The organism is Algoriphagus sp. 10J20-15, from assembly GCF_055809615.1.
The window spans coordinates 64,745-85,331 of record NZ_JBVVUG010000025.1; the positions used below are offsets into that span (position 1 = coordinate 64,745).

General features: G+C 40.9%; 23 protein-coding genes. 17 read left to right on the top strand and 6 right to left on the bottom strand.

Annotated elements, in window-relative coordinates; genetic code table 11:
- Positions 1-4 precede the first annotated feature (4 nt).
- Positions 5-1,180, top strand: coding sequence for a glycoside hydrolase family 76 protein (locus AC0L6R_RS10235; protein WP_473271101.1), 1,176 nt, complete (start codon positions 5-7; stop codon positions 1,178-1,180).
- 181 nt (positions 1,181-1,361) lie between these two features.
- Here AC0L6R_RS10235 and AC0L6R_RS10240 read toward each other — a convergent pair whose 3' ends face one another.
- The gene (locus AC0L6R_RS10240) at positions 1,362-2,078 is read right to left on the bottom strand and encodes a TVP38/TMEM64 family protein (protein ID WP_473271102.1); all 717 of its coding nucleotides are present in this window, start codon (positions 2,076-2,078) and stop codon (positions 1,362-1,364) included.
- Positions 2,079-2,174: 96 nt separating this feature from the next.
- Entirely contained in the window at positions 2,175-2,504 is a 330-nt protein-coding gene (locus tag AC0L6R_RS10245) for a carboxymuconolactone decarboxylase family protein (protein ID WP_473271103.1), read from the bottom strand.
- A gap of 437 nt (positions 2,505-2,941) precedes the next feature.
- Here AC0L6R_RS10245 and AC0L6R_RS10250 point away from each other — a divergent pair, with 437 nt between their 5' ends.
- The 6 genes from AC0L6R_RS10250 to AC0L6R_RS10275 all read left to right on the top strand — a co-directional run bounded on the left by AC0L6R_RS10250 (position 2,942) and on the right by AC0L6R_RS10275 (position 10,561).
- On the top strand, positions 2,942-4,195 hold the full coding sequence (locus AC0L6R_RS10250; protein ID WP_473271104.1) for a YdcF family protein: 1,254 nt from the start codon (positions 2,942-2,944) through the stop codon (positions 4,193-4,195).
- Between the two features lies 1 nt (position 4,196).
- Entirely contained in the window at positions 4,197-5,054 is an 858-nt protein-coding gene (locus tag AC0L6R_RS10255; RefSeq protein WP_473271105.1) for a hypothetical protein, read from the top strand.
- Between the two features lie 19 nt (positions 5,055-5,073).
- A complete protein-coding gene (locus AC0L6R_RS10260; protein WP_473271106.1) occupies positions 5,074-5,910 on the top strand; it encodes a TonB-dependent receptor plug domain-containing protein in 837 nt (278 codons plus the stop codon).
- A gap of 9 nt (positions 5,911-5,919) precedes the next feature.
- Positions 5,920-8,337 carry a SusC/RagA family TonB-linked outer membrane protein gene (locus AC0L6R_RS10265; protein ID WP_473271107.1) on the top strand — a complete coding sequence of 806 codons (2,418 nt, stop codon included), beginning with the start codon at positions 5,920-5,922 and terminating at the stop codon, positions 8,335-8,337.
- A gap of 22 nt (positions 8,338-8,359) precedes the next feature.
- Complete coding sequence (locus AC0L6R_RS10270) at positions 8,360-9,898, top strand: RagB/SusD family nutrient uptake outer membrane protein (RefSeq protein WP_473271108.1); 1,539 nt, start codon at positions 8,360-8,362, stop codon at positions 9,896-9,898.
- A gap of 309 nt (positions 9,899-10,207) precedes the next feature.
- Positions 10,208-10,561, top strand: a complete 354-nt coding sequence (locus tag AC0L6R_RS10275) for a hypothetical protein (protein WP_473271109.1) — start codon at positions 10,208-10,210, stop codon at positions 10,559-10,561.
- 317 nt (positions 10,562-10,878) lie between these two features.
- Here the strand turns inward: AC0L6R_RS10275 and AC0L6R_RS10280 are convergent, their stop codons facing one another.
- Positions 10,879-11,175 (bottom strand): hypothetical protein, encoded by a 297-nt coding sequence (locus tag AC0L6R_RS10280; RefSeq protein WP_473271110.1) that lies wholly within the window; start codon positions 11,173-11,175, stop codon positions 10,879-10,881.
- 109 nt (positions 11,176-11,284) lie between these two features.
- Positions 11,285-11,518 carry a hypothetical protein gene (locus AC0L6R_RS10285; RefSeq protein ID WP_473271112.1) on the bottom strand — a complete coding sequence of 78 codons (234 nt, stop codon included), beginning with the start codon at positions 11,516-11,518 and terminating at the stop codon, positions 11,285-11,287.
- A 535-nt stretch (positions 11,519-12,053) separates the two neighbouring features.
- Between AC0L6R_RS10285 and AC0L6R_RS10290 the strand changes: the two genes are divergently transcribed.
- From AC0L6R_RS10290 to mobC, 4 genes are all read left to right on the top strand, one after another.
- The gene (locus AC0L6R_RS10290) at positions 12,054-12,269 is read left to right on the top strand and encodes a hypothetical protein (protein WP_473271114.1); all 216 of its coding nucleotides are present in this window, start codon (positions 12,054-12,056) and stop codon (positions 12,267-12,269) included.
- 188 nt (positions 12,270-12,457) lie between these two features.
- On the top strand, positions 12,458-12,844 hold the full coding sequence (locus AC0L6R_RS10295; RefSeq protein ID WP_473271116.1) for a plasmid mobilization protein: 387 nt from the start codon (positions 12,458-12,460) through the stop codon (positions 12,842-12,844).
- Entirely contained in the window at positions 12,845-14,062 is a 1,218-nt protein-coding gene (locus AC0L6R_RS10300) for a relaxase/mobilization nuclease domain-containing protein (protein ID WP_473271118.1), read from the top strand.
- 9 nt (positions 14,063-14,071) lie between these two features.
- The gene (gene mobC, locus AC0L6R_RS10305) at positions 14,072-16,051 is read left to right on the top strand and encodes a conjugal transfer protein MobC (RefSeq protein WP_473271119.1); all 1,980 of its coding nucleotides are present in this window, start codon (positions 14,072-14,074) and stop codon (positions 16,049-16,051) included.
- 170 nt (positions 16,052-16,221) lie between these two features.
- Here the strand turns inward: mobC and AC0L6R_RS10310 are convergent, their stop codons facing one another.
- Positions 16,222-17,199 (bottom strand): GlxA family transcriptional regulator, encoded by a 978-nt coding sequence (locus AC0L6R_RS10310; protein WP_473271120.1) that lies wholly within the window; start codon positions 17,197-17,199, stop codon positions 16,222-16,224.
- Between the two features lie 224 nt (positions 17,200-17,423).
- Between AC0L6R_RS10310 and AC0L6R_RS10315 the strand changes: the two genes are divergently transcribed.
- The 6 genes from AC0L6R_RS10315 to AC0L6R_RS10340 all read left to right on the top strand — a co-directional run bounded on the left by AC0L6R_RS10315 (position 17,424) and on the right by AC0L6R_RS10340 (position 20,267).
- Positions 17,424-17,864, top strand: a complete 441-nt coding sequence (locus tag AC0L6R_RS10315) for a VOC family protein (RefSeq protein WP_473271121.1) — start codon at positions 17,424-17,426, stop codon at positions 17,862-17,864.
- Positions 17,865-18,084: 220 nt separating this feature from the next.
- Positions 18,085-18,225, top strand: coding sequence for a hypothetical protein (locus tag AC0L6R_RS10320; RefSeq protein ID WP_473271122.1), 141 nt, complete (start codon positions 18,085-18,087; stop codon positions 18,223-18,225).
- 3 nt (positions 18,226-18,228) lie between these two features.
- Positions 18,229-18,375, top strand: a complete 147-nt coding sequence (locus AC0L6R_RS10325) for a hypothetical protein (RefSeq protein ID WP_473271123.1) — start codon at positions 18,229-18,231, stop codon at positions 18,373-18,375.
- 389 nt (positions 18,376-18,764) lie between these two features.
- On the top strand, positions 18,765-19,124 hold the full coding sequence (locus tag AC0L6R_RS10330; protein WP_473271124.1) for a DUF4180 domain-containing protein: 360 nt from the start codon (positions 18,765-18,767) through the stop codon (positions 19,122-19,124).
- A gap of 232 nt (positions 19,125-19,356) precedes the next feature.
- Positions 19,357-19,749: an ArdC-like ssDNA-binding domain-containing protein gene (locus AC0L6R_RS10335; RefSeq protein WP_473271126.1), complete on the top strand. Its 393-nt coding sequence runs from the start codon at positions 19,357-19,359 to the stop codon at positions 19,747-19,749.
- The gene (locus AC0L6R_RS10340) at positions 19,746-20,267 is read left to right on the top strand and encodes a zincin-like metallopeptidase domain-containing protein (protein ID WP_473271128.1); all 522 of its coding nucleotides are present in this window, start codon (positions 19,746-19,748) and stop codon (positions 20,265-20,267) included. The genes AC0L6R_RS10335 and AC0L6R_RS10340 overlap by 4 nt, the downstream gene beginning before the upstream one ends.
- 210 nt (positions 20,268-20,477) lie before the next feature.
- Here AC0L6R_RS10340 and AC0L6R_RS10345 read toward each other — a convergent pair whose 3' ends face one another.
- The gene (locus AC0L6R_RS10345) at positions 20,478-20,582 is read right to left on the bottom strand and encodes a helix-turn-helix domain-containing protein (RefSeq protein ID WP_473271135.1); all 105 of its coding nucleotides are present in this window, start codon (positions 20,580-20,582) and stop codon (positions 20,478-20,480) included.
- Between the last annotated feature and the right edge of the window lie 5 nt (positions 20,583-20,587).

A 20,587-nucleotide genomic window follows, 5' to 3' on the forward strand; every position in this document is an offset into this window, starting at 1 on the left:
AAAGATGAATAGTGAATTGGAGTCTGGGCAAGATCAGACTCAGGCAGATGAGAAAACTTCCTATAAAGATCAGGCTTATTGGGAAAAAATAGCTGAAGGAATGAGTAAAGCAATGGTTACTCATTTCTGGGGTGCAAACTTCAAAGGCTATGAGGATAGGTATTATTTTAATTATGGTAGTGACTTGTCTAATATGACAACAAACCATTATTGGCCTCAGGCACATGCGATGGATGTGGTCGTGGATGCATATAATCGCACATCAGATCAGTTCTATTTGGATTACTATCCACTCTGGTGGCAAGGAGCTCCTAAATATAATTTTTCAGGAAGAGAAGAGGATCCTTGGTGGAATGTATTTGTGGACGACATGGAATGGATAGTATTGGCCCAATTGAGAATGTATGAATCCACAGGCAATGAAGCTTATTTCTCCAAAGCAAATCAGATGTATAAGGATTGGATATGGCCTCAATGGGGACCTGAAAATGAGGCTCCGTGGTATGGGGGGATCACCTGGAAAACTGATGTGGAAAAATCCAAAAATGCTTGCTCAAATGGCCCTGGGGCGCTAGTAGCTGCCAGAATTTACAGTATGTATGATCAGATAAAGGAACCTGGAGACAAATCCAAAGAAGCTTATTTGGAAGAAGCGGTAAAAATATATTCTTGGCTAAGGGACAATCTCTATGAAGAGGCGGAAGGGAAAGTCTATGATAATATGAACCTGGCGGGCGAAATCAATCCTGCTATCTATACCTATAATCAGGGAACATTCATCGGTGCAGCTCACGAGCTATATAAGATCACTGGGGAAAAACACTACCTGGAAGACGCTATTAATGCTTCAAATTATGTGATCGATCACATGTCAGGTAACAAGGGTGTCTTAAGAAATGCCACCAGTGGGGATGGCGGATTGTTCAATGGGATCTTCTTTAGATATTTTGTAAAGCTGGTAAATGAGCCAGATCTGGATGCTGACACACACAAGAAATTCCATGATTACATCACCAAGTGTGCGACGGTAATGGCAGAAAATGGATTGAACAAGAACACCATGCTTTTTGGTGGGGATTGGTGGAATGCTCCTGGTGATGATGATCCAGTGGCTTTGACGCCAATGTTGTCTGGCTGCATGCTGGCAGAAGCCATGTGTATACTTAAGCCATTGAAATGATTGTAAGGAATATTTACCCAGACACAAAACAGGCTAACAAAGGAGATTAGCATTTAGGGCAACTCCAATAATTGAAGCTTCTCAGGAACATGCTTATCTCTTGAAAACAAATCAATCCCGAGGTTGATTTGACTATTTGGGTGAGCATGTTTCTCTTTTTTATGCAGTGGGATATTGCATATTAAAGAGCAGTTTTGCGATTAACCTTTATTCTTTTATCCCAGAAAATATACCCCATGAATATTACCAAGCAGGCAATGGATCCCCAAATCAAGCCAGATTTGAGGGATTCCGTGTTTTTTCCAGTTATAGCAATCAGGAGGATTAGTGGAGTTATGCCTGTTAAGGTGGCAGCAATAAACTTCCAATAATCCATTTTTATTATTCCGGTAACAAAGCTGATAGCATCATTTGAAAGGAAAGGATTTATCCGTGTGATCGCCACTGCCCAAAAACCATAATCTTCTATAAATAAACTGACCTTTTTAAGTGTTTTGTCGCCCAAAAGTTGGGTGACAAAAGATTTACCAACCAGCCTACCAATTGCATAACCTACAGTGGAAGCAAAGCCAACGGCAAATAGGCTTATTATAGCCCCCCAAATGGGGCCATAGGCAAGAATTGCAACAATCATTAATAAAAACGAGGGAATTACCAGTAGGAACATTTGAGCCACCATAGCCAAAATGATCAAAACGGGGCCAATCCATCCAAAGCCTTCCACCCAGGTTTTAATCCTCGTTTCGTCATCACTGGTAAGCACATTCCAAGCTTCGGTGAGAAAGTGATTGAAAGAAGGGATGGTGAAGTAACTCCCCACCAAAATTGCTAAAATTAATATGGAAAGGTAAAGTGGAATTCTGCTTTTCCTTTTGGAAGGAGATTTAGGTTCATTCATGGTAAGCTTTTAGACCCCATGTTTTTTGGAAAACATGAGATAGGTAGGATGAGTTGGTTTTTAATCCAACGATCTTCAGTCAACAGTGTTTAGAATTTAGATTTCATCAAAAATGCGCATAGCCATTAGCCCGTTTCCTACAGCCCCACCTGCCCTAATGGCTGAGGCAATAAAAACTGTTTCAGCAATTTCTTCTTTTGAAGCCCCGGCATTCTTAGCGTTTTGGATATGGGATTCTAAGCAATAGGCACATTGAGTGGTAAGCGCCACAGCGATGGACATGAGTTCCCGATATTTCACAGGAATTACTCCGTCTTTTCTTTCTGCTGTGTGTTTGAGATTCATAAATGCGGCAGACTCTTTTGGAGCTGCTTGTAGCAAATCGTTGGTGTATTTTCTGTCCTTGGGATTTTGGTATTCATTCATGGTTCGTGAGAGTTTTTTTTGAATTTAACGAATACTGAAATACTATGCTGGAAAATCAAATCCTATCCAGTAAATGATTAAAACTCCTATTTCCATTCATCACAATTGTTGATTTTTTAATATCAACTAAGGATAACTGGTGGAGAAAGCTTGTGTTTAACATAGTATTAACAAGGAGAAAACTTTTTCAGAAAAAGTCAGCTTATTCTCTTCCTCCCATTTTTTGCAGCTATTTGCTTCAGATGTTTAACAATTCCGTAGTCTAGAATTTTTGCTCAGCTTTAATAGATTGATTTTAGTCCATTTTTGCGGGTTTTATACTCCAACTTTCACTTTCCTGTTAAGGCCTGACAAGGGACCTTCACGTCACAATTTTTTCATTTTTTGATAACTGAAGCAGCGCTCTAAATCACTCAAATGCTTTCGTCCTTTGTGGCATGAAAAAGCCGCCTTTATTACTCCTATTGCTGCTTTTGGTAAACGTTTGTTGGGGACAAAGTGATCCTCAGCCCAATTACCTTCCAGTCTTAGGTCAGCATCCAACTTTGTCGAAAAATGTCTACCTGCTCAGCTTGATTGAGGAGATGCCTGAAGTAAAAAGTCTCTTAGAAAAGGATAAAGCTCTGTCGGCAATTGCTTCCGCAAAATTTGATCTTTTGTCCGAATCGTTAAAGGACTGTGGAAAGGAAGCACCTTGTTATCCAGCTGCCTTCGGATTTACCGCACAGGAAATTGATTTAATAGCTGAACGCCTCGAACAGCTCGCCAAGGAAAATACTTCATTGACTTCTATTGTGAACAAGCATCTGGCACCCTCCGGGATGTATCAGTTGAATGCTTCGGAAGATCCAGCACTTTTTTTGGCGAATGCCTGGAAGCAGGACGCCGCCACAATCAATCACATAATTGCGGTATATGGCCGGGGAGAGAAACCTAATTATCCTAAAATTGACTCATTGGGGATGAACCTAAATTCATCCACTTACCTCGCTAATATTCAGGCGTTAAGTGAACTGGCCTTTGTGAAATATAAGGGTACAAAAATCTTTTATCAGTTGACTATGGGTTATGCCATGGATGCTTTGGCTATGGCCAGATTTGAGCGTGCAGGTGACTTCGAACCTATGATGGAGTATGAAAATAAGGCTGCCTTCGAAACTGTGGAAGCTACCGATTGGAGCAAGTACGACTATCCCCTGATCTTAATTCCTGGAGCTGGAACGGACAATTACTTAGACAGCCTCAGCTCAGGAGGAGTATTGCGGTGTCAGCTTGCTTTTGACGCATATCAGAAAAAGAGGGCTCCATTTATTATGGTTTCCGGGGGGTATGTACATCCCTACAAAGTGCTTCACAATGAGGCAATAGAGATGAAACGATACCTGCTGAAACTGGGGGTTCCGGAATCAGCAATTCTGATTGATCCTCATGCAAGGCACACCACCACCAACATGAGAAATACTGCCAGGATCATGTTCCGCTACGGCTTTCCAACTGACAGACCATCAATTACGGTGACTACTCCAGCGCAAAGTTCCTATATCTATTCAGATGTAATGCATAATAGATGTATGCGCGAACTGGGCTACCATGCCTATTCCAATGGAAAGCGTCTATCAGCTACGGCTGCTGAATTTTATCCACTGATTACCTCTCTTCAAATTGATACTGATGAACCACTTGATCCTTAGAATGAAGAAGATTTTTGCCTCTACATTTCTTTTCAGCTTTGCTCTATTGCGACTGAGCGCTCAGGAAATGTCCATTACCCAGCTTCAAACCCTTCCAGAATTGGGAGCCGCCCAGGGTGTAACCAACATAGATGATCGTATTTATATCTACGGTGACCGTGAGGTGGGGATGATGAGAAGGTTTTCATTTCAGGATTCTATCGCTTATTCCGGTGAAGAATACCTATTTACTGTGGATGGAAAGGATTTGATCAATCATCCCACAGGGATTGCTCATGTCCAAGGTTTTCCAACTTTCATGGGGAATTCCATTCGTCTGAATAAGGAAGGTACGCTATGGAAAGCCATGATCTATGCCATTGACTGGGATGGTTTTTTAAAGTCAAAAACCTTGGACGGAAATCTTATTGCTACCATTGAGGACGATGCCTGCATTCAGGGTACACGCCCTGAATATGTCACCTATAATGGCAAAATGCTGGTTGCCACTTCCGACTACGGACCTTCAGGTAATGAAGTCCGCCTTTATGATCCTGAGAAACTGCTTGAAGCCCAGAAGACTTCCGAGCCGGGAGTTTTGGTAGAAAAATTCAGCTGTTCTCCCTGGGTGCAAAATTTATACTGGATAGCCGATGATGGTATTCTTGTGTTGATCCAAAACCAAATTGAAGGGCGGTTATGGCGTTTGACTTTTCTGGATTTGGAAGCATCCCTTACGGCTGGAAAAGAGGTAGTAATTGAACAGATAGACTTTGATAGAAAAGACGAGTTGGAAGGCTTTTGCCTGCTCAATCCATCCCTTGGTATAGCAGTATCCTCTTCCAGAACCCAGAATGCCGCCTTGATTCAAATCCCCTAATTCTTAAACTTTTAACTACATGATGAGAAAATTATTCAATGTGATCTTGTTATCACTTCTTTCCATGGGCTTTGCTTTTGCCCAAGGAACAATAAGTGGTACGGTAACGGATCAGGATGGAAAACCACTGGATGGTGTTTCCATTCTGGAAAAAGGAACCAGTAATTACGATATTACTGATCCTGATGGTAGCTTTCAGCTGGATACCCAAGAAGGTGCTGTATTGGTTTTTACCCTAATGGGATATGGCCCAAAAGAAGTAACGGTAGGAAGCCAGACTTTGGTCAACGTTCAGCTGGTATCCCAGGATCTTGATTTGGACGAAGTTGTGGTAATCGGTTACCAAAGTCTCCGCAAATCTGACCTTACAGGGGCCGTGTCCAACCTCAAAGCAAAGGATCTGAACTTGACCACTCCAACACTGGGACAAGCGCTAACCGGAAAAATTGCAGGGGTACAGGTATCCCAGGTTTCCGGGGCTCCTTACGAGACAACTAAAATAAGAGTACGGGGCATAGGATCTATCAATGCCAGTTCATCTCCTCTTTATGTAATAGATGGCTATCCTGCGGCTAATGACGTGTATATCAATCCGAATGATATAGAATCCATCGACATACTTAAAGATGCTGCTTCTGCCGCAATCTACGGTTCCCGGGCCTCCGGTGGGGTAGTGTTGATTACCACTAAAAGAGGAACAGAAGGAAAAGCGCAGGTAGAATTTGACTATCAGTCAGGTCTTCAGCAGTTAGCCAAAAAAGTGGATCTTCTTAACTCCACAGAATTTGTTGATTTATTGATTGATGCGAGAAACAATAATTACAGAAACCTTATTGAGAATTCAGGAAGAACCTGAACTGATGCCATGTATTCGGATTCCAATGAAACCAGAGTTTCTAATGTTGGAAATGCAGGAGGGGTTAGTATCCCAACTGATTTTTATGATTTTGCCAATCAGCAGGCTATCGCACCGGAGTATGATACAGATTGGCAGGACGTACTTTATAGAAATGCACATACCCAGCGATACAACCTTTCTGTAAATGGTGGAAATGAGAAATCCCGTTACTTTCTAAGTGGTGGATACCAGCATCAGCCAGGCATTATTGAGACTACCAATCAGGATAGATTTAATTTAAGGTTGAATGTGGATTCTAAAGTGAGTGAGCGATTTAGGGTAGGAGCGAATGTGGCTTTTACCAGCAATATCAACCGTGAGGTTCAGGAAGGTAGATTCAATCAGGGACCTATTTTGGGAGCTTTGATCTACATGCCGATCTTCAAGGCTTACAATGAAGACGGATCCTTGGCTAAGAACGAAGCTGCTTCACTATCTTCAGCTTATGGGTTTCAGAGCATAGAAAACCCTCTTGCCTTGGCTAGTGAAACGATTATCAGCCGTCGTGGACAGCGAGGAACCTACAATGCCAATGCAAGCTATGATATTCTGAAAGGCTTGACTTTCAAAGCAAACTTGGGAATGCAGACTTATTTTGAAAAGTATGAATTCTACAAGCCTACCAGCTTGAGTAGCGGGGCCAACCCACCATATTCTGATCAGGCAAAGAACGCGGCTTATGCTACCGCGCAGACTTATGATCGTAGGGATAAGCTTGGGGAATTTACCCTGGCTTATCTGAAGGATTTCAATAAACATTCCATCAATGCTCTTGCCGGATATACCGTGCAGGCAACTGATACCGATGTGATTAGTGTAACATCCAACGGATTTGAGAATGATAATATTCCTGAAATCACCGGGAAAGGTGCTGATCCATCCAATTTCCAGATGAATGGTGGTACTGGCAAAACCCAGACCCGCTTACTTTCTTACCTGGCTAGGGTTGGATATAACTTTGACAGCAGATATTACCTGACTGCTTCATTTAGACGGGATGGGTCTTCCAGATTTGGACCGCTCAATAGATACGGTAATTTCCCTTCTGTATCAGCTGCCTGGAATATTTCCAATGAGGATTATTACAATGACTGGTTAGGAGAAGGTTCCTCCCTCAAGCTCCGGGCGAGCTGGGGACTTAGCGGAAACAATAACATAGGAGATTATAACTATGCCCAGGTAGTGTCAACCTCTCAGCCTGTAGTTTTCGGAAATGGATCGGTAGAATCAGGTGTGTACCCGCTCAATATGAGAGATCAGTCTTTAGGATGGGAATCCACTAGTCAATTCAATGTAGGGGTAGATACTGAACTCTTGAATGGTAGGTTATCTGTGATTGCCAACGCTTACCTCAGTCGTTCCTTCAATTTATTGCTGAACAGACCTATCTCCGCAATTTCCGGTGCTACTTCTGTCCTCACGAACATGCCGGATTCCAAGGTGGAAAACAAAGGCTTCGATATTCAGATTGATGCGGCGGTTGTTTCCAAAAGCGACTTCAATCTGAATCTTAGTGGAAACATTTCCCTGAACCGTAACAAGGTGTTGGATCTAGGGGATGCCAGTACTATCCTTTCCCGGGGAGCTGAGCGTTCATACCTGACGCATATCACTACAACCGGTCAGCCTATAGGTATGTTCTATGGTTTCAAAGTGGCAGGTATGGTAAGACAAAGCGATATGGATAATATTGCCGCAGACGATGCAGCTTATAATTCATCTACGCAGTCTTTCCCTGAGGGCTATGAAATCAAAGGGCCTCCCAGGTCATTGGCTTCCAGCAATCCACTTCGTCCGGGTGACCTCTACTTTGAAGATGTAAATGGCGATGGTATTGTAAGTGATGAGGATAAGACAGTTATAGGGTCCCCTTATCCGGATTTCACTTATGGTCTTACGCTTAGCGGTAACTTTAAAAGTTTTGACTTCGCAGTATCGATGAACGGTTCTCAGGGAAATGAAGTCCTTGATGGTCAGGATTACTATCTGTTCAATATGGAAGCCTCCGGCAACCAATATGCAGTAGTGGATGATAGATACAGAAGTGAAAGTGATCCTGGAAATGGATGGGTGTACAAGGCTTCCAGAGGTGGTACACAAAGTAACAGTACACGTCTATCCACTTTCTACATTCAGGATGGTTCCTTCCTAAGGATTACTAATATCACTGTGGGGTACAATGTGAAGCCTGAAGCCTTGCAGAAGATGAAGTTGTCAGCATTCCGAATATACATGGGCGTTGACAATGCGTTCACTTTTACCAAGTATTTAGGATATAATCCTGAAGTGGATTACAACGATGGGGCTAACCTGACTCCTGGGGTAGATTATGGTAAATATCCATTGATGAGATCATACAATCTTGGGGTTAAAGTCACTTTCTAATCGGATTACAAAATTGAAAATCATGAAAAAATACATCATCATATTTCTTATGTTCATCAGCACGGGCGCACTCTTTTCCTGTGGAGAAGACTTTCTGGATCTTTCGGATCCTAATGCAGTTCCGGCAGATGAATTCTTACAGGCTCCGGCAGATGTGGAAGCAGCTGTCAACGGAATCTATCAAGCTATTCGAAGTAACAGTGCTCTGGGTGAAAGTAGCAGTGTTTATATAGATGAGCGAAGTGATGACATGGGGCGTAATGACAACCAATCGAGTGCAGGGGAGCCATTTCAGTTTACAGATTTCTCCCTCATTCCCAGCAACACCTATCTGAAAAGTCATTGGTCAGCATTATATACCATCGTATCCAGGGCTAATTATGTAATCAATAATATAGAAGCTGTCAGCTATACAGACGAAAGTTTGAAAAGCTCGCATCTTGCGCAGGCGACTTACCTGAGAGCTTTGGCTTATTATCATTTGGTTAGAAAATGGGGCGCAGTTCCTTTGGTAACGATAGAAGTGAAGACTCCAGATGAATTGGAGGCGGTTACTTTCAGGGAAGCAGAAGCCAATATATATGCTCAAATCATTGCTGATCTCGAATTGGCTACCGCAAGTTCTTTGCCGGATCATCAACCCATATCGGGCAAAGGCAGAGTGTCTAAAGTGGCAGCATTGGCTTTGCTGGGAGAGGTTTATCTGACTATGGGTAGTAATCAGATACCGGGAAAGAGTCCTAGCGAATATTTTACCTTATCAAAGCAAAACCTGGAAGCAGCCTACAGTAAAAGAACGTTTGGTGACCTCAAGGAAATCAGCTATGAATCAGTATTCGATGTGGATCAAAAATCTACGAATCCTGAATTGATTTTCCAGATTGTTTACCGTCAGGGAGACCAGAATCTAAGTTCTGCTGTAGCCAGAAATAATCAGGCTTTGGGAGAAACAATCAATTCCCAGAGACCTGCTACAGGCAGCGGTACCCGAGTTAACCTTGATTTGGTAAACGAATACGAGGAAAATGATCCTAGAAAAACATTCTCTGTGAATTATGCAGAAGATTCCAGGGTTCAGGAATACTTTATCTCTAAATACCGTGATGTAAGTGATGCAGCAGGTGTCAATGGATTTGGAGGCAATGACCATATCATGATGCGCTATGCAGATGTGATTTTATTGCTGGCGGAAGTGAATGAGCGATTAGGAAATGAAGCCGCAGCAATTGCTATGTTAAATCAGGTTAGAGATAGGGCAGGCCTTCCCTTGTATGAGCAGGCAATGCAAAACCCTGATTATGCAATGAAATACCCAACCCTTAAACTGGCTATCCTACATGAGCGAAGAGTGGAATTGGCTTTTGAGCAAAAGCGCTGGTATGACCTTCTTAGAGCTTTTACCATTCCGGAATTAGTTCAGTTTTTCAAAAACAAGGACCAGTCTGAATATGGGGTAGCAAATCTTCAGAACTTCTCGGACAAGGATAGGTTTTACCCGATTCCGTTTGATGAATACCAACTTGACCCTGAGCGAATGTATCAGAATCCAGGGTATAACTAATCTCAGCAAATCATGTATAATAAAAAGGAGCCTCCAACAGGCTCCTTTTTTAAAAGTAATCTGTGTCACCCTGAAACAGAGTTAAACCATATAAAGGAGTTAAATAGTAGGTGTTGATATACATGTGGAAGTATAGTATATCGCTATTCGGTTGATAAATTCTCTACCCAAAATGTGGTAGCAAATTCTCCACATCGAATTTCTAATTCAATGGTTTTTGTCAAATATGCGGATTGCTTCGAATTAGAAATGGTAAGGAAATTTGTATAAAGATTGTATTCATGATAATATATATAAATAATGGAAATTATGATGTACTCAACTTCAATTCTTCATATACAATTCCTTGGAAGATTTATACAAATCTTTATTAATCCAGCTAGTTTTCTTGCCTATGTCTCAAATAGCGGAATTGCGGCTTCAAATGCTGAGAAAGAAGAAAGTAAGCCAATCCCACCAAATGAAAATATTCCTTTGCCGGATTTGGATGAAATCAATCCAAACAAGGTGGTGCCAGAGGAAGAAGAGTATTTGCCTGATGAGCAGGAAGTTCCAGTTGAAGATCCACCAAAAGAGATAGAAGAAGATCCATATTTCCCAAGAAAGGGAGATGGGCTACCCCCTGAAGAAGGGGAAGAGTTTCCAAAAACAGATCCTATATAGTGATTGAAAATGTAAATCCACTATACAATAAAATGGAGACTTGCCACTGGATATCGGCTGTTGAGCTACTGACAGAGGTTCATTTATCTCTTTTGAATCAGTCAAAAGGTTAGGCTAACAAACCAATTGTTCATTAACAGGTTGTATATTTCCGGGGAAATTGAAATTTTAATTGCAAAGTTTTGCTGTGATTTAAGCATTGTCAGTCAATGGCAATCATTACCAACTTGTATTTAAAACTCAATTGCACAATGCTTTAGTGCTAATATTAAAAAAAAAATCTCTTGGAATTAGAGAAGATTAATGAAAATAACTCATTAGACAAACGCCTTTATCTTTTCTACCATATACTTTTTACCCAGCATAAACTGACAGGTGACCATTGCACTGATAGTAACTCCCAACACTCCGTGAAGAATAATGTTTTGGCCTGTAAGGAAAAGATTTTCGAGCTTGGTATTGGCACTGATGAATGACTTTACCGGGGCATTGTAATCTTTTTTTATCCCATATAGTCCACCTTCAATAGCTCCAATGTAATCCCGCTGAGTCAAAGGAGTAGCACTATAGTAATTCTCGATACAATCGGAAAAGCCTGGGTACACTTTAGACAAGGCATTTATCAATTCCTCAGCCTTTCCTTTCTTGAATCTGACATACTCTTCTGACCTTTCATTTTCGCTAAGTGTAGTGTTGAAGCTATCCTCCCATTTCTTTACATCTTCATAGATTCATATAGGCAATGGCAGTAAGCGTATGTGCATACGATGTATCATTGTTGGGTCTAGAGTTGAAAATTGCTAAACCTTTCACCCAGTTTTCTGAATCATATTTGTGGGCACTCCAAACGTCCTGATCTATGAAATGATAGCAGTTGTAATTGGAGAATTTGAAAGTGTCTGGCTTTAGTTTGATGTAAAGGATAAAAGAAGAAGTTGTATTTTCTAATTGCAGCATGCGGTTGACATTGACAATGCTTTTTATCGCTCATTTAAAGTCAATCAAATTGATGTTTGGATTGATGATGCTCGTTTTTTGCTAATGTCAATGGGAGTTTTTTATCGGGAGGTGTATGGTTTTCGGAATTGTTTGATGCTGCCACCAAGGAGATCAAGTATGGTCCTGATGAGGTGTCAGAGCTAACCACAATTTTGTTGAAAGGACATACAAATGGTGTATGAGAAGAAACCTATCATTCTCTAAGGTACCGAAGCATTCAAGATGCTGGACTTTTAACTGCTCTATTTGGCTATATTTAGTCGAAATAACTCAGGATGAATAATTGTTTGCGCTATAAAAGCTAGAATTAAAAGTGTATTCGCAAAATTTCGTTTTGGTGATAGATTAGATCTTTAATCGCTCAATTTTGGAGTGAGCGATTAAAATGTATTGCCCTATTCCGAACCAATTTCGTCTCCCCATTCTGATTTCAGTGTAACCTTTCCAGCCCATCCTCACACATATTTGAGCTTCATCAAAAACGAACATCGTTATGAATCTCGAAGCTCAGAATCTCAGTTTTTCCAGAAATGTTCCGCCTACTCTGGAACAGGTACAGGCCTACTTTGACTCCCTTCATATTCCGGCTTCCGAAGCGGAAGTATTCTATTTCTATTATCAGGGAATGGACTGGTGTAATGAATCAGGCGCAGCTATCCGTGATTGGATAATGGCCGCTGATGATTGGGTCTGGAATCTTGAAAACTGAGGGTTTTGCCTTTGTTAAAAATTTTTCTACATGATCAATTCGATCTTCCATTGAGGGTAGGCTTTGCATTGCGTATTGGCAATGAGCAAGATGTAGGATTGTCTGACGCCAATCCGATCTTGCCCACCGCTGCCGGAGTTGCAGTGGATAAAATTTCTCCGAAGTCGAATTTTATAATCCTGTAAACGATGAAAAAGAGAACGGTAAACTACCCTATACGAAAGACGGTCCGATTTACTCCAACTGAAGTTGAGAAACTGGAAATTCTCCTGAAAAGGAGTGCCTATTGTCAGACGATTAGTGAACTGGTACGGGATATCCTTTTCAAAAGGAAGCTAACGATAAATACGCGAAACGAATCTATGGAAAACACTCTGGTAGAATTGGGACTTCTCAGGAATGAACTGAATAAAATAGGGGTGAATATCAATCAGATTACCCACTATTTTCATTTGCAGGCTGATCCAAAAGAACGTCAGTTTTTCGTGAAGGAAATGTTACCTCATTTTGAGCTAACGAAAGCAAAGATAAATTCACTACATAGCGTGATTGAAGGGTTGAAAATTCTACGCTAGTTGGTTGCTAAAATCATAACCGGAAAGACTATCGGAGGGGTGATCCGATACAATGAACAAAAGGTGAAAAACGGACAGGCAAGCATAGTTCAAATGGGAGGGTTTGCAACAAAAAATATTACCGTGGCTGCAAAGATTCAATCCTTTGAGAACCTGCAGAAGTTGAATCAAAGAACAAAAACGAACGCAGTCCATATTTCACTGAACTTCTCGCCTAAGGATAAGCTGGATGAGTTTAAACTTCAAAAGATTGCAGCTGATTACCTGATAGGAATTGGTTTTGGAAATCAGCCGTATTTGCTTTATCAGCATTTTGATGCAGCGCATCCCCATGTACATATAGTGACTACCAATATTTCAAGTCAAGGAAAACGGATTGAAACGCATAACCTGGGCAAAGTGCTGTCAGAACAGACCCGAAAGGAAATTGAACGGCGATACCATCTTGTAAAAGCGGAAGAGCAGCGGAAGCAAAATGTTAATCTGCTTAAGCCATTGGAAAAAGCTACGTATGGCAAGCGGGAAACAAAAGCAGCTATTTCCAATATTGTGTCAGAGGTCATTAGAACGTATCGGTTCACTTCTTTAGGTGAACTTAATGCGGTTTTGGGCCAATTTAACGTAGGTGCCTATCGGGGTGAACCGGATAGTGACATGTTTAAGAATATGGGGCTGGTCTATTCTGTTCTAGATCCAGAGGGAAACAGGATCGGAGTGCCGATCAAAGCTAGTTCGATTTATAACAAACCTACTTTGGCTAAGCTTGAATTAAGTTTTATGCGAAACAAAGAGAGCCGTAAGCCTTACAGAAATGCTATCCGTGAGGCTGTACTGGGTGCATTGGGCTCAAGTAAATCCCAGCAAGAACTTACAAGCAAGCTGCGAAGTAAAGGCATCCGTCCTGTATTCATGGTCAATTCTGAGGGTAGATTGTACGGGGTAACCTATGTGGACAATGTCAGCCGATCGGTGTTCAATGGTTCGGCTTTGGGTAAGGAGTTGGCGGCAAATGCGCTTGCTGTGAGATTTTCGATGGGGGCTGCAATTGCTGGTGCACCTGAAATAAAGCAGGAAGAAAGAATAAGCGGTCAACAACCTGAGCCTGCCACAAGAATTCCCAGCCTGGATATTTCTTTGGATTCCTACGAGCCGGAAGGCCCAACCCCTTATGAGTTGAGGCAAAAGAAAAAGAAAAAGCGCAAAAAGCGAATTCAATAAACTCAGTGGATGCAAACCGGAGAAAACACAGAGGGGTTAAGAAAAATCATAGACCTGACCAGAAAGGCCAGTATAGGAATGCTGTGTCTGCATTGCTATTACTACTGTTATCATTCCTTCGATCAATGGGGACTTACGCATCCTGTTTCGGAAAGAATTCTGGTCAATATTCAGGATACGGGCCTGTTCAATGAATTCTATATTACCAAAGCTTTTGCGATGGGTCTTTTGCTGATTTCGTTAATTGGATCGAAAGGCAAGAAGGAAGATAAACTTAGAATAGCCCAGATAGGCTGGCCACTGACCTGTGGCTTTTTGATATATTTGGGTAGTTTTTTAGTTTTTTTGCTACCAAATAATGAGGATACAATAAGTATTATCTACATAGCTGTCACAAGCCTCGGTTTCATTCTTTTTTTAAGGGGAGGTGCCCTGATGAGCCGGTTGATTAAGAACCTATTTGATCAGGGAGTCTTTAATTATCTCAACGAGACATTTCCCCAAGAAGAGCGGTGCCTGGAAAATGAATATTCGGTGAACCTGCAGGCACAATACCGACTGAAGGAAAAAGTCAGGAAATCATGGATCAATATTATCAATCCCTTCCGTGCCTTATTGGTGGCCGGTACACCGGGGTCAGGGAAAAGTTACTTTGTTATCCGTCATGTGATTACCCAGCACATCAAAAAAGGCTTTTCCATGTTTGTCTATGATTTTAAGTATGACGATCTATCGCGAATTGCATACAATACCCTTCAGAGTAATTATACAGCGTATTTTGTAAAGCCTGAATTCTATACGATCAATTTTGATCGCTTGTCGCATACCCATCGCTGCAATCCCTTGGAACCGGATACTATGCTGGATATTACCGATGCTTCTGAGGCTGCCCGCACCATTATGTTGGGTCTTAATAGGGAATGGATACGCAAGCAGGGGGATTTCTTTGTAGAGAGTCCTATTAACTTTTTGACTGCCATCATTTGGTTTCTCAAGAAACACAGAAGGGGGAGATTCTGTACACTTCCCCATGTGATTGAATTAATGCAGATGGAGTATGAGAAGCTTTTTACAGTGCTGCGTACCGAACCGGAAATTGAAGTGCTGATCAATCCCTTTGTTTCTGCGTTGGTGAAAAAAGCTTTTGACCAACTCGAGGGCCAGGTTGCCAGTGCCAAGATCACAATGGCAAGGTTGTCTTCCCCTCAACTATATTATGTGCTTTCACAGAGCGAATTCACACTCGATCTGAATAATCCTGATGCGCCTAAAATTATCTGCATGGGTAACAACCCCCAGAAGCAGCAGGTATATGGCGCTGTGCTTTCGCTTTATATTTCAAGAATTGTAAAGCTGGTCAACCAAAAGGGAAAACTGAAATCGAGTCTGGTCTTCGATGAATTTCCGACAATCTATTTTAATGGAATTGATAACCTGATCGCCACTGCTCGATCCAATAAAGTTGCTACTTGCCTAGGGGTGCAGGATTACAGCCAGCTTCGAAAGGATTACGGCAGGGAACAGGCGGATGTGATTATGAACACGGTGGGTAATTTCATCAGCGGTCAAGTATTGGGTGATACAGCCAAACAACTATCAGAACGATTTGGCAGGATTATCCAAAATAGGCAGAGTATTTCCATCAACAGTTCGGAAACCTCCCTTAGCAAATCCACCCAATTGGACCAGGCAGTACCTGCTTCTACCATCTCAGCACTTTCTTCTGGTGAATTTGTCGGGATGGTGGCAGACACACCTGATCAGAAGATAGAACTGAAAGCTTTTCATGCGGAAATTATCAATGATCATAAAGCGCTGAAACGCGAGGAAGAAGGCTATCGACCTATTCCCATGGTGAGAGACATCACCCAGGAAGAGGTGGAGGAGAACTACCGGGGTATAAAGAGAGAAGTGGAGGAGATTATAAGGGTTGAAATGGAGCGGGTGTTTGACACACCGGAGTTGGGGCATTTGATTATCAGGGGATAATTGATTTGACTAATACTTGTTTTTTCGGTATTATGAGGATTACTATGAATGGAATCGAAACCAATAACATCTATTCTAGTAAACTCTCTGCCTACTTAAATTCTATCTCATTTCATATCCTGAAAGAGCTTTAGCGAGGGCAGCTGTTTTTTATTGATCGACTTCCTCCATTAAGAAACATGCTTGTAAAACTTGGATTTATATTCTAAGGGTGTTAGACCAGTGATTTTCTTGAAAACCTGTCTAAAGGCTTTGGGATCGTTATATCCCACTTCATATATAATTTGGTTAACCGTATCATGTCCCGTTTCCAGGATTTTTTTTGCTGCCTCGGTTCGGACACGTTGGATATATTCCAAAATAGTATTGCCGGTTGATTTTTTGAATCTTCGTTCAAAAGTCCTCCTTCCCACAGCAAAGCGCATGCAAAGGTCATCTACCAAAAGTTTGTCCGAATAATGCATCTCTATGTATTCCTGAGCGAGTTTGACCTCCTCATCTTTGTGTTCTTTCTGTCCTTTGAAAATGATAAAGGGGGACTGACTGTCCCGGTCTATGTCAATTTCAAAAATTTTGGAAGAAAGCACCGCCATATCTCTGTCCATAAGCTTCTCGATTAGATAGAGGTTTAGGTTTAAAGAAGAATAAGCTCCTCCGCTCGTATAGATCCCATGCTCATCTGTGATGATTTTATCATCCACCAAATTTACATTTGGAAACATTTCTCTGAATTCTTTGGCCATCAACCAATGCGTAGCACAGTTTTTTCCATCTAGCAAACCGGTGCTTGCTAACAAGAACGCTCCAATACATAAACTGGCTATTTGAGCTCCTCTCTGATATTGCTTTACAATCCATGGAATAAATGCAGAATTGGATTCGATTACATTTTTGATATCCCCGTGAATGGCTGGAATTATAAGTAGGTCAGTTTTTTCGACCAACTCAATAGAGGTATCTGGTTTGATTGTAAAGATGCCGTTGCTGGTTTGACTTTTCAGTGAAGTACCCACAAGGTGTACCTCGAATAAGGGAGGCTTTTTAGCTCGCTCCAAATGGGCATTTGCCATCGTGAACATTTTATAGGTAGCTTCTAAGTTGCTAACGCTGGAGTCTCCTCCTGGAATCAATATGGAAATATGTTTCATCTTTATTTGTCTAATCTGTCCCGATACCTGCTGAATAATGTCTTAATGGTTAGTTTATCAGTTAGTTATTTTTAAAATTGATTGGTTTTTGTATCCAAATTTACCCTAAAGATATGTCGTGATCAACCCCTTACTTTGCCGTTAACGTAGGCTGTGGTAAAAAATGATTGGGCTTAAATTTGTAAATCAAGTAATCAATTTTCAACAATTAAAACCTTTCAACTATGGCAAGTGTAAGTACTTATTTGAACTTTAACAGAAATACAGAGGAAGCTTTCAAATTCTATCAGTCAGTCTTCGGGGGAGAATTTTTTGGTGGTGGACCAATGCGTTTTGGCGATGTTCCTCCTCAGGATGATATGCCTCCTTTGCCAGATGAGGATAAAAATCTGGTTATGCATATTGAATTGAGAATCTTAGGCGTACATACTTTGATGGGGACTGATGCTCCGGAGTCTATGGGCTTCACCGTGAATTTTGGGAACAATGTTAACATCAATCTTCAGCCTGACACCAGAAAGGAGACTAAGGAATTGTTTACTGCATTATCTAAGGACGGGACAGTGACTATGGAACTTCAGGATATGTTTTGGGGGGATTACTACGGTTCTTGTACGGATAAATTTGGTGTTCAATGGATGTTTAATTGCGGTGAGAAAAAGTAGGATGTCTAACGCTACACAGTACAAATAACACAGTTTTCATGATGTTTTATTGGATTGGGCATCAACTCAAGTAATCGATGAATGATTTCCAACCACAATTATCAGGAGTATGAAACCAAAGAAAATCTGGGCAAATCTAGGAGTAGATTCGTTTGAAAGAACTCACGAATTTTATCAGAAACTTGGATTTTAATTAAATGGAAATCCTGCTAAGGAGTTAGTGAGTTTCTTTTTTGGCGAGGATGGATTTATGATTCATTTTTTCGAAAAGGAAAAACTCAAATCCAGTCTTGAAGGAAACCTGGCCGATTTAGGTCAGGGAAATGAACGTATGTTTTCGCTTTATGTAGAAAGTAAGTAGGAGATGGAAATAGAAAACGTTGGCGGAACAATTTTCTTGGATCCTAACATAGACAGAAAAGAATTTTACGATACAAATGGCTATTTCGTTTGTGTGTTTTCTGACCCAGATGGTCATAAATTCAATCTTCTATATGACGAAAATATGTAGTGGAAAACAGGGTTGATTCTGAGAGGATCTTAGGTCACGTTCATACCTGTCTCTGATAACCTCACTAAAAACAGTCATTAAGTCATTTCCAGTATTACTTGACATAAAAGCAAAGTTTTTCAAAAGTATAGATGAGTATAGTAAACTTGTGTCGAAATAGTGGGGCTTACAAATAATACGAATTGGATTCAATATCCAGCAGGTACAGTTTTTACCTTGTAGCAAAAAATGTGAAGTAGTTTTTAATATGGGATTCAGCAATACTAAAAAGAGGCTGGAAGGTTGATGCTTGTAGATGAAATGAGCTATGGGGTTTAAGTCTGAAAATTAATGAAAATGCCTGCTTGAAAACTTTTAATGCCTTTCTCTAAGTATAGCAAAAAGTAAAAATGGATATTATAAATCATAATGCTGGTAAAACTCAAATTGCAGAAGTCATTTCAAATGATCTTCTAATTCAGTGTGCTGATGATGGATTGGACTTATTAGGTAACCTTTATTATCAGGGTTTTGATCATGTAATCCTTCATCAGAAAAATATTGCACCTGAATTTTTTGATCTGAAAAATAAAATGGCAGGAGATATCCTGCAGAAGTTTTCGACTTATAGAGTTCGCTTAGTGATTGTTGGTGATTATTCGGGATTTTCCAGTAAAAGCCTAAAGGACTTTATCCGTGAAAGTAATCGAGGGAAGCAGGTCAATTTTCTAAATTCTGTAAGTGAATCTTTGAGAGTCTTTTCTTCCTGATTGAAGATCGTTGTTATCGCTTTTGGTAATTTTCATATCCTAGAATTAGAATTTATTTTTTCCAATCCTTCTTTCGCCAATTTAGCCTGATCCCATCACACGAGGCAAGAGACTACGGCATAAAGCCAGCGCTCTTGCCTTTGCTGGTTTATTCCGTTTCCTCTTGCACTAAGTGCGGGCTTCATGCTGGTGCAGCTTCATAAGAATTTGTCAAACCAAAACACAAAAGACTATGAAGATTCAAGGAAAAAGATCAACAAGTGAGACTCCTGTAAGAAGGAAGAACCGGGAGGCCTTTTCAAATAAGGCTGTAAACTCAAGACAGACAAAAGAATCATCGGATATCTACCAGAAGTTTACCGATCTGATTATCGAGAAACTGGAACAGGGTGTGATTCCCTGGAAGCAACCTTGGCATGAGATGGGAATGCCCTCCAATTACCTCACCAGGAAACCATATAAAGGGATTAACCTCTGGCTGTTATTATCCTGTGGACATCAGTATCCCTATTACCTGACTTTCAAGCAGGCCAACTCGTTGGGAGGTAGAATAAAGAAAGGAGCCAGGCACTTCCGATCTGCTACTGGAATTTTGCCTTTCGTGATAAGAAAACAGGAAAGGTGATTCCTCAAGACAAGATTGCAGAATATGATCTGAAATTGCTGAGTAGGTCCGGCTTTCTCAAAGAGTTTAAGGTATTTCCTATAGAGCAAATTGATGGAATAGACTGGGAGTTTCCAGAGGTGATAACTAACGAGCAACTTCCAACAAATGAAGAATGCCAGAGGATATATGAAGAAATGCTCCGAGCTCCGGAATTAATCCACAAAGGATCCTCGGCATACTACAGAACAGATCTAGACCAGATTACTCTACCTGAGAGGAGCTTGTTTCCAAGCGACGAAGTATATTATGGGGTACTCTACCATGAACTCATACATAGTACCGGACATTCTTCCCGGTTGGATAGGATAGGCGTTTCAAATCCCCAGCAGTTTGGATCTGAAGAATACAGCAAAGAGGAACTGATCGCTGAAATGGGAGCAGGGTACTTAAATAACTATACCCGGATACTGGATCAAAACCTGTTGGAAAACACCGCAGCCTATATCCAAAACTGGTTAAAGCGAGCTTCGAAATGACAATCACCTACTGATTGAGACTGCCAGTAAAGCACAGAAAGCGGTGGATTACATTCTAAATGAATGTCCCTTTTTAGAGGAAGGGGGCTTGGGTATGTTTTCTACAGGCATTGTACAAATGATTTTACTAGAAGAAAATGTTAGAAGTATATTATTCCTTTGCTGATGAAGGGGAGCTTTAGGGCTCTTTTAACTTCCGTATTTTTCTAATTAAGATATGTATAGTTTTTTGTAAACTAAAGGTGTCATTCCAGTGACATTTTTGAAATGGCGGTAAAAATTGGAAACATTGTTAAAACCGCATTCAAAGCAGATAACCT